The organism is Gordonia sp. (in: high G+C Gram-positive bacteria) (assembly GCF_047606305.1).
In the GTDB taxonomy this organism is placed as follows: domain Bacteria; phylum Actinomycetota; class Actinomycetes; order Mycobacteriales; family Mycobacteriaceae; genus Gordonia.
The window spans coordinates 1-7830 of the sequence record NZ_JASGER010000031.1; the positions used below are offsets into that span (position 1 = coordinate 1).

A 7830-nucleotide genomic window follows, 5' to 3' on the forward strand; every position below is an offset into this window, starting at 1 on the left:
ACCAGACCGGCCAGCACCGCGCCGAGGGCCGCGCACAGCAGGACGCCCGCCGATCCGGGCGCCTCGCCGGCGGCCACGCCGTGGGCGGTCAGCGCCAGCACCGGCACCGCCACCGCGACACCCACCCGCAGCGCGGGCAGACCGGTGGGCGGGGCGGACATGGACCCAGCATCGCACACTGCTGCGGGCCCGCCCGGCTACGCTCGATCTGTGAGCAGCAAACGCACGGCGAAGAACAAGGACTCGGCGGCCGACCACGGCTTCGTGCGGGTCAGCGCCGCCGTGCCGATGGTCTCGCTGGCCGATCCCGCCGCGAACGCGCGCCGCACGATCGACCTGCTGACCGCCGCGGCGGCCGACGGCGCGGCCGTGATCGCCTTCCCCGAGCTCGGTCTCACCGGGTACAGCGTCGACGACCTGGTGCAGCAGGACGCCCTCCTCGACGCCGCGCTGACCGGATTGGACCAGGTCCGCGCGGCCACCGCCGGTCTGGCCGCACTCGTGTGCGTGGGGGTGCCGCTGCGCGTCGGCGACGCGCTCTACAACACCGGCGTCGTGCTGCACGACGGCGAGATCCTCGGCGTCGCGCCGAAGTCCTACCTGCCGAACTACCGCGAGTTCTACGAGCACCGGCTCTTCGCCGCGGCACGCACGGCCCCGGTCGACGAGGCAACGGTCCTCGGGCAGACCGTTCCGTTCGGCTCCGACCTGCTCTTCGAGGCGCAGGACGTGCCCGGGCTCGTGCTGCACGTGGAGGTCTGCGAGGACGGCTGGGTTCCGATCCCGCCGTCGACGTGGGCCGCCCTCGCCGGGGCGACGGTGCTGGTCAACCTGTCCGGATCGCCGGTGACCGTCGGCAAAGAGGCGTACCGCCGGGAACTGTCGTCGTCGCACTCGGCGCGCAACATCGCCGCGCACGTCTACGTCGCCTCCGGTTTCGGCGAGTCGACCACCGACCTCGCCTGGGACGGCGACGCGCTCATCACCGAGAACGGTTCCCTGCTCGCCCGCAGTACCCCGTTCACCACGACCGACCAGACGATCACCGCCGACGTCGACCTGGACCGGCTGCGCCAGGAGCGCGCCCGGATGACGAGCCTGCGCGACCAGGTCGGCGACTACGCCGACGCGCTGCGCGACCTGCGCCGCATCCCGGTGACGGTCGGCAAGCAGACCGCGTCGGGCCCGCTGCGCCGAACGGTGCCGCCGTTCCCCTTCGTGCCGCCGCCCGGGCCCGACCGCGACGAGCGGTGCCGCGAGGTCGGCAACATCCAGGTGCAGGGACTCACCCAGCGCCTGCGCTCGACCGGCCTGAGCCGCATCGTCATCGGCGTGTCCGGCGGTCTGGACTCGACGTTGGCGCTGCTCGTCGCGGTCGACGCCTTCGACCGCCTCGGCCTGCCGCGCACCGACATCCTGGCGTACACGATGCCCGGCTTCGCCACCGGCGGCGCGACCCGCAGCCGTGCCCTGGAACTGATGGACTCCCTCGGCGTCAGCGGCTCGGAGATCGACATCCGACCCGCCTGCCGGCAGATGCTCGCCGATCTGGACCACCCCGTCGCCCACGGCGAAGAGGTCTACGACACCACCTTCGAGAACGTGCAGGCCGGCCAGCGGACGTCGCTGCTGTTCCGCCTCGCCAACGAGCACAACGCACTGGTGCTGGGCACCGGCGACCTGTCCGAGCTGGCACTGGGCTGGTGCACGTACGGGGTGGGCGACCAGATGTCGCACTACAACGTCAACGGCTCGGTGCCCAAGACGCTGATCCAGCACCTCATCCGGTGGATGATCGACGCCGAGCTGCACGAGGAGAAGACCTCCGCCGTCCTGCGGGAGGTCCTCGACGACGTCATCTCGCCCGAACTCGTGCCGCCCGGCGCGGACGGGGCGGTCCAGAGCACCGAGGACGCCGTCGGCCCCTACGAGCTGCACGACTTCTTCCTCTACTACGTCACCCGCTACGGGTACCGGCCGCGCAAGGTCGCCTACCTGGCCCGGCAGGCCTGGTCGGACAAGTACGACGCCGCGACGATCGACAAGTGGCTCGCCGTCTTCCTCAAGCGGTTCATGGCCAACCAGTTCAAGCGCACCGCGATGCCCAACGGGCCGAAGGTGGGCTCGGGCGGATCGCTCTCCCCGCGCGGCGATTGGCGCTCGCCGTCGGATGCGACGGCCGCGCCCTGGCTGGCCGACCTCGACTAGCGGCTCAGATCGGCAGCTGGTTCGCCATCTGCACCACCGGGTCCTTCGCCGTGGAGTCGGTGCGGTTGATGCCGAGCACGATCAGGGAGAGCCGCGGGTCGTCGAACTTCAGGTAGCCCTCGCCGCGGCTGGTGAGGAAGAAGCCCGAGCCGTGGTTCCACCGGAAGGCCTGCGCATCCGGGATGACGTCGCGCAGATAGCCGTCGACGGCGTCCTTCGAGTAGAACCACATCGCGTGCAGGCCCCACTTCATCTTCGAGCCGCACATCAGCCGGTTGCGCATGCCCACCGGCCCGGCACCGGTCTCCGACGGGCCCAGTTCGTTGCGGCCGGGCTTGATCTGCCAGTTGCAGTGCAGCTTCTCCCACGGCCCGTCCGTCTTCGGCGCGGCCGGCAGCAGTCTCGGCAGCAGCGCGACCAGCGGCGCACCGGCACCCCAGCCCTCGCCCGCCTCGACCTGCACCGGCGCGCTCATCGGCGACGGCACACCGCGGGTGGAGGCCTGCACCCGATACGCGTGCTTGCCCTTGGTAACCGTCGCGTCGACACCACGCGGTTCGGGTCCGTCCGCCACGACGAGGTCGTCGCGGATCAGCAGGTAGTCGTCGGCTCCCTCGACGGGCCGCCAGGTGACCTCGACGTGGCCGACCTTGGCCACCCCCGCCACCCCGGTCGGGGCGCCCGGCGGCTTGGGCGCCGACGAGAAGTACCGCACACCGGCGAAGGCGGCGAGCGCGACGAGGAGCGCGGCAGCAGCCAGCGCCACGCGGCGGACGATCGGCGAGCCCCTCACATCGGCAGCCTTTGCGCGAGCCGCACCGCATCGGCCGTGGTCCCCTTCGACACGCACACGTCGACGAAGGTCAGGGCGCGCTTGCCGGGGCCGAAGTCGATGCCCGCGCACCGGGTGTCGTTGACCTGGTGCCGGTAGACCTTGCCCTTGTTCCCCTGCGCCGAGGTGAACGGCTGACTGACGCTGCGGAATCCGAAGCTGACCTTCTGGGCCGCGGCCCGTTCCTTCGGATCGTCGGGGTAGCCGGAGATCGCGAACTCGTAGGCGAGGTCCCGCTTCCCGACCTCTTTGCGGCAGGTGATCATCTGCTGGGAGGAGCCGTCGAAGTAGACCGATCCGTTCGCGTAACAGTCGACGCCGTCGTAGCCGTTGGTGCTCAGCGGGGTGGCCGGCACCAGGTCGGGATACAGATCGGCGATCCACTGCACCTGCCGCCAGCTCGCGTGGACCGTCGTCGGCGTCGACTTCAGCGAGAACCGCGACGCGGGGGCGTCGGCGCTGCGGGCCGACACCGAGTACTGGTAGACCCCGGGCAGCGGCAGCGGCTCGCGGAAGGTGTTCTGCGGACCGGCGTAGACGACGGCGTCGTCGCGCTTGAGGACGTACTCGGTCGCACCGTCGACGGGCTGCCAGTCGACCTGCACCGCGTATCCGGTGACCTTCGCATCCGGTCGGTCGGGTGCGGCCAGCGCCGACGCCGAGTTCCGCCACAGGCCGCCGCCGGCGCCCAACAGGGCCGCGCACAGCAGCAGCGCGGCCGGGACGAGCCAGGATCGGCGCTTCCCCGGGACCGGCCGCTGCGCAGGTGCGGCCAGCGGCGGCTCGGCCGGCGACGACGGTCCGATCAGGGTTGCCGCACCGGTCTCGTCGCGCATCGCCGCGGCGAGGTCGCGCGCGAACGCGCCCGCACTGTCGTAGCGGTGGGCGGGATCCTTGGCCATCGCGGTGGCGAGCACCGCGTCGACCGCCCGCGGCAACCCGGGGTTGCGCTCGTGGGCCGAGGGCACCTCGGCGAACAGGTGCGCGGACATCACGCCGCTGATGCTGTCGGCGGTGTACGGCGGCAGACCGGTCAGCAGCTCGAACGTCGTCGCCGCCAACGAGTACACGTCACTGCGCGCGTCGACCGGGCCGCCGTTGATCTGCTCGGGCGAGGCGTAGCGCATGGTCCCGACCGTCGTTCCGGTACCGGTCACCCCGACCCCGTCCTCGATGGTGCGCGCGATGCCGAAGTCGCCGAGCTTGACCTGGCCGTCGCCCGGGGTGACCAGGATGTTGGCGGGCTTCACATCGCGATGGGTGACGCCGAGCGCGTGGGCCGCGTCCAGGCCCGCGGCGACGCCGAGGACGATCCCGACGGCCCGGTCCCGGTCGAGGCCGCCGGGATGGCTCGCGAGGAGCTTGGCGACGTCGGTGCCGGGCACCCACTCCATCGCGATCCACAGCGCGTCGCCGAGCTGACCGCGGTCGTAGACGCGCACGATGTTCGGGTGCGCGAGCGGCGCGATCAAGTCCGCCTCGCGCTCGAAGCGGGTGCGCACCGCGCCGTCGGCCCGATGGGCCGCGCGCAACACCTTGACCGCGTCGGTGCGCGGCAGCCGCGGGTGCTGGGCGCGGTAGACCTCGCCCATGCCGCCGGCGCCGAGGACCGCGACGACGCGGTAGCCCGCGATGTCGTCGCCCACCCCGTACACGGCGCCCCTCCCGTCGTCGGCATTGCCCGGTTCGCTGCCCGGAAGTCTAGGCCGTGTCGATACGATGCACCGATGCCGCCGAAAAAGGACACCCGGTTCTCCGCCGAGGAACTCGACGCCGCGTTCAAGGCCCACCACGAGGCCATCGCCGAGGTAGCCAAGACCCGCGATTGGGACCGGTGGGCGGACCTCTACACCGAGGACGTCGACTACATCGAGCACGCGATGGGCACGATGAAGGGCCGCGAACAGGTCCGCACGTGGATCAACAAGACGATGCACGCGTTCCCGGGCAGCCACATGACCGGCTACCCGTCGCTGTGGCACGTCGTCGACCCGACGACCGCGCGGGTGATCTGCGAGGTCGACAACCCGATGCGCGACCCCGGCGACGGCTCGATCATCACCGCGACGAACATCACGATCCTCACCTATGCCGGTGACGGACTGTGGAGTCGCGCCGAGGACGTCTACAACCCGCTGCTGTTCGGCCAGGCCGCCATGAAGTGGTGCAAGAAGGCCGCTGAGCTGGGCACCATCGACGAGCCGGCCCAGCAGTGGATGGACACCGTCGGCAAGATGTTCGACCGCGGCTGACCCGCCGCGGGACCGGGCCGCGAATGTGCCGCGCCCGACTCCGATGACTTGGGTCGTCGGTGGTCGTGCCGTACGCTGGGTGGTGAAGATTACTTGTCCGGGCTCGAGGCTCGGCCGACCCCTAAAGCATTTCGGAGGTTTTCGAACATGTCACGCGTACTCACGCAGCTCGAGCTCCTGCAGGAACTGGCCCCAGTCGCCGAGGACAACGTCAACCGACACCTCAAGGTGGCCCGCGACTGGAACCCCCACGACTACATCCCGTGGGACGAGGGTGAGAACTACGCCGCCCTCGGCGGCAGTGACTACGACCCCGAGCAGTCGCAGCTCGACGAGGTCGCCAAGGCCGCGATGATCACCAACCTGCTCACCGAGGACAACCTGCCCTCGTACCACCGCGTGATCGCCGACAACTTCTCGATGGACTCCGCGTGGGGCCACTGGGTCGGCCGCTGGACCGCGGAGGAGAACCGCCACGGCATCGTGATGCGCGACTACCTGGTCGTGACCCGCGGCGTGGACCCGGTCGCCCTCGAAGAGGCCCGCATGATCCACATGACCAACGGCTACGACCCGGTGCTGGTCGCCGCCGACCGCATGGAGGACCTGGTCAACGAGTACGGCGACGCCGACGAGGTCGGTCTGCTGCACTCGGTCGCCTACGTGACCTTCCAGGAGCTGGCCACCCGCGTGAGCCACCGCAACACCGGTAAGGCCTGTGACGACCCGATCGCCGACCGCATGCTGCAGCGCATCGCCGCCGACGAGAACCTGCACATGATCTTCTACCGCAACATCTGCGGCGCCGGCATGGACCTGTCGCCGGACCAGACGCTGCGCGCCGTCACCGACATCGTCACCAACTTCCAGATGCCGGGTATGGGCATGCCCAACTTCCGTCGGCACGGCGTGCTGATGGCCAAGCACGGCATCTACGACCTGCGCCAGCACTACGAAGAGGTCGTCATGCCCGTTCTGCGCAAGTGGAACGTCTTCGACCGCACCGACTTCAGCCCCGAGGGCGAGAAGACCCGCGAGGAGCTCGCGGCCTTCCTCGAGCAGCTCGACAAGGACGCCACGCGCTTCGAGGAGATGCGCGACCGTGCGCTGGCCCGCGAGGCCGCCAAGCGGGAGAAGCAGGCCTCCTGACTTCCAGCACCATCGACAGTACCCACCTGCGGATCGGCCCCTATCGGGTCGATCCGCCGGTGGTTTTGGCCCCGATGGCGGGGGTGACCAACCGCGCCTACCGACGCCTGTGCCGCGAGTTCGGCAGTGACACCGCGATCTACGTGTGCGAGATGATCACCGCCCGCGCCATCGTCGAGCGCAACGAGAAGACGCTGCGCATGATGAGTTTCGACGACGACGAGTCGCCGCGCTCGATGCAGCTCTACGGCGTCGACCCGGTGAACCTGGGCGAGGCCGTGCGGATCGTCGCCGGCGAGGGCCGCGCCGACCACATCGACCTCAACCTGGGCTGCCCGGTGCCCAAGGTGACCAAGTTGGGCGGCGGCGCGGCCCTGCCGTACAAGCGCGGCCTGCTCAGCCGGATCCTCACCGCCATGGTCACCGCCGCCGAGCCCTACGGCGTGCCGGTCACGGTGAAGTTCCGCAAGGGCATCGACGACGAGCACCTCACCTTCCTCGACACCGGCCGAATCGCCCAGGACGCGGGCTGCGCCGCGGTCGCGCTGCACGCCCGCACCGCCGCGCAGCGCTATTCCGGTCAGGCCGACTGGAGGGCGATCGCCGAGCTCAAGAACGCGGTCACCGACATCCCGGTGCTCGGCAACGGCGACATCTTCAGCGCCGACGACGCCGTCACGATGATGCGCCAGACCGGCTGCGACGGGGTCGTCGTCGGCCGCGGCTGCCTGGGCCGCCCATGGCTGTTCGCCGAATTGGCGGCCGCACTGCGGGGCGAGCCGATCCCCACCCCGCCCACCCTCGGCGGCGTCGCCGAGATCATCCACCGACACGCGGTGCTGCTCGCCGAGCACCACGGCGAGGAACGCGGGCTGCGCGACCTGCGCAAGCACATGGCCTGGTACCTGATGGGTTTCCCGGTGGGGGGCGACCTGCGCCGTTCCTTCGCCTCCGTGTCCTCCGTCGCCGAGGTCGACGACCTGCTCGCGCAGCTCGATCCGGACGTCCCCTTCCCCGCCGATGCGGGCGGGCCGCGCGGCCGGCAGGGCTCGCCGGGCAAGGTCTCGCTGCCCTACGGGTGGCTCGACGATCCCGAGGACACCGCCGTCCCGCGCGCCGCCGATGTAATGCACTCGGGCGGTTGAACGATCTGTGTAACGGGTAACGCCACTGTGACGCGCCGCTTTGGTTTCCATCACAGTCCCCGGCGCCTCGGCAATCTCTCAGGTGTCGTCGGTACGATGGACAGTCGGCATGTGCGTTCTGATCTGAAGGAAGTCTGTTGAGTAACCAGCCACCGGGCGACGAGTTCCCGGGTCCCAGGCGCGCCGGCGGACGCCGTCGGGCCCAGGATCCCGGCACGCCCACCGGCGGCCGGCCCGCTCAGCC

General features: G+C 70.6%; 6 protein-coding genes. 4 read left to right on the plus strand and 2 right to left on the minus strand.

The genetic code is table 11. The features are described 5' to 3' along the window. The first annotated feature begins 288 nt into the window (after positions 1-288). Complete coding sequence (locus QM634_RS04890; protein ID WP_415041658.1) at positions 289-2208, plus strand: NAD(+) synthase; 1920 nt, start codon at positions 289-291, stop codon at positions 2206-2208. A 4-nt stretch (positions 2209-2212) separates the two neighbouring features. On the opposite strand, the gene QM634_RS04895 is transcribed toward QM634_RS04890, so the two are convergent. Continuing rightward, a complete protein-coding gene (locus QM634_RS04895) occupies positions 2213-3001 on the minus strand; it encodes a hypothetical protein (RefSeq protein WP_415041654.1) in 789 nt (262 codons plus the stop codon). Beyond that, entirely contained in the window at positions 2998-4686 is a 1689-nt protein-coding gene (locus QM634_RS04900) for a serine/threonine-protein kinase (protein ID WP_415041655.1), read from the minus strand. The genes QM634_RS04895 and QM634_RS04900 overlap by 4 nt, the downstream gene beginning before the upstream one ends. 81 nt (positions 4687-4767) lie before the next feature. Here QM634_RS04900 and QM634_RS04905 point away from each other — a divergent pair, with 81 nt between their 5' ends. The 3 genes from QM634_RS04905 (at position 4768) to dusB (ending at position 7586) form a co-directional block, all read left to right on the plus strand. Next, positions 4768-5292 carry a nuclear transport factor 2 family protein gene (locus tag QM634_RS04905; protein WP_415041656.1) on the plus strand — a complete coding sequence of 175 codons (525 nt, stop codon included), beginning with the start codon at positions 4768-4770 and terminating at the stop codon, positions 5290-5292. A gap of 147 nt (positions 5293-5439) precedes the next feature. After that, on the plus strand, positions 5440-6441 hold the full coding sequence (locus QM634_RS04910) for an acyl-ACP desaturase (protein ID WP_415041657.1): 1002 nt from the start codon (positions 5440-5442) through the stop codon (positions 6439-6441). After that, the gene (gene dusB, locus QM634_RS04915; protein WP_415041659.1) at positions 6438-7586 is read left to right on the plus strand and encodes a tRNA dihydrouridine synthase DusB; all 1149 of its coding nucleotides are present in this window, start codon (positions 6438-6440) and stop codon (positions 7584-7586) included. The genes QM634_RS04910 and dusB overlap by 4 nt, the downstream gene beginning before the upstream one ends. The last annotated feature ends 244 nt before the right edge of the window (positions 7587-7830 follow it).

Bases quoted from the DNA above. Each gene is read 5' to 3' on its own strand.
- QM634_RS04890 (WP_415041658.1), top strand. From the start codon at position 289: ATGGTCTCGCTGGCCGATCCCGCCGCGAACGCGCGCCGCACGATCGAC.
- QM634_RS04905 (WP_415041656.1), top strand. From the start codon at position 4,768: ATGCCGCCGAAAAAGGACACCCGGTTCTCCGCCGAGGAACTCGACGCC.
- QM634_RS04910 (WP_415041657.1), top strand. From the start codon at position 5,440: ATGTCACGCGTACTCACGCAGCTCGAGCTCCTGCAGGAACTGGCCCCA.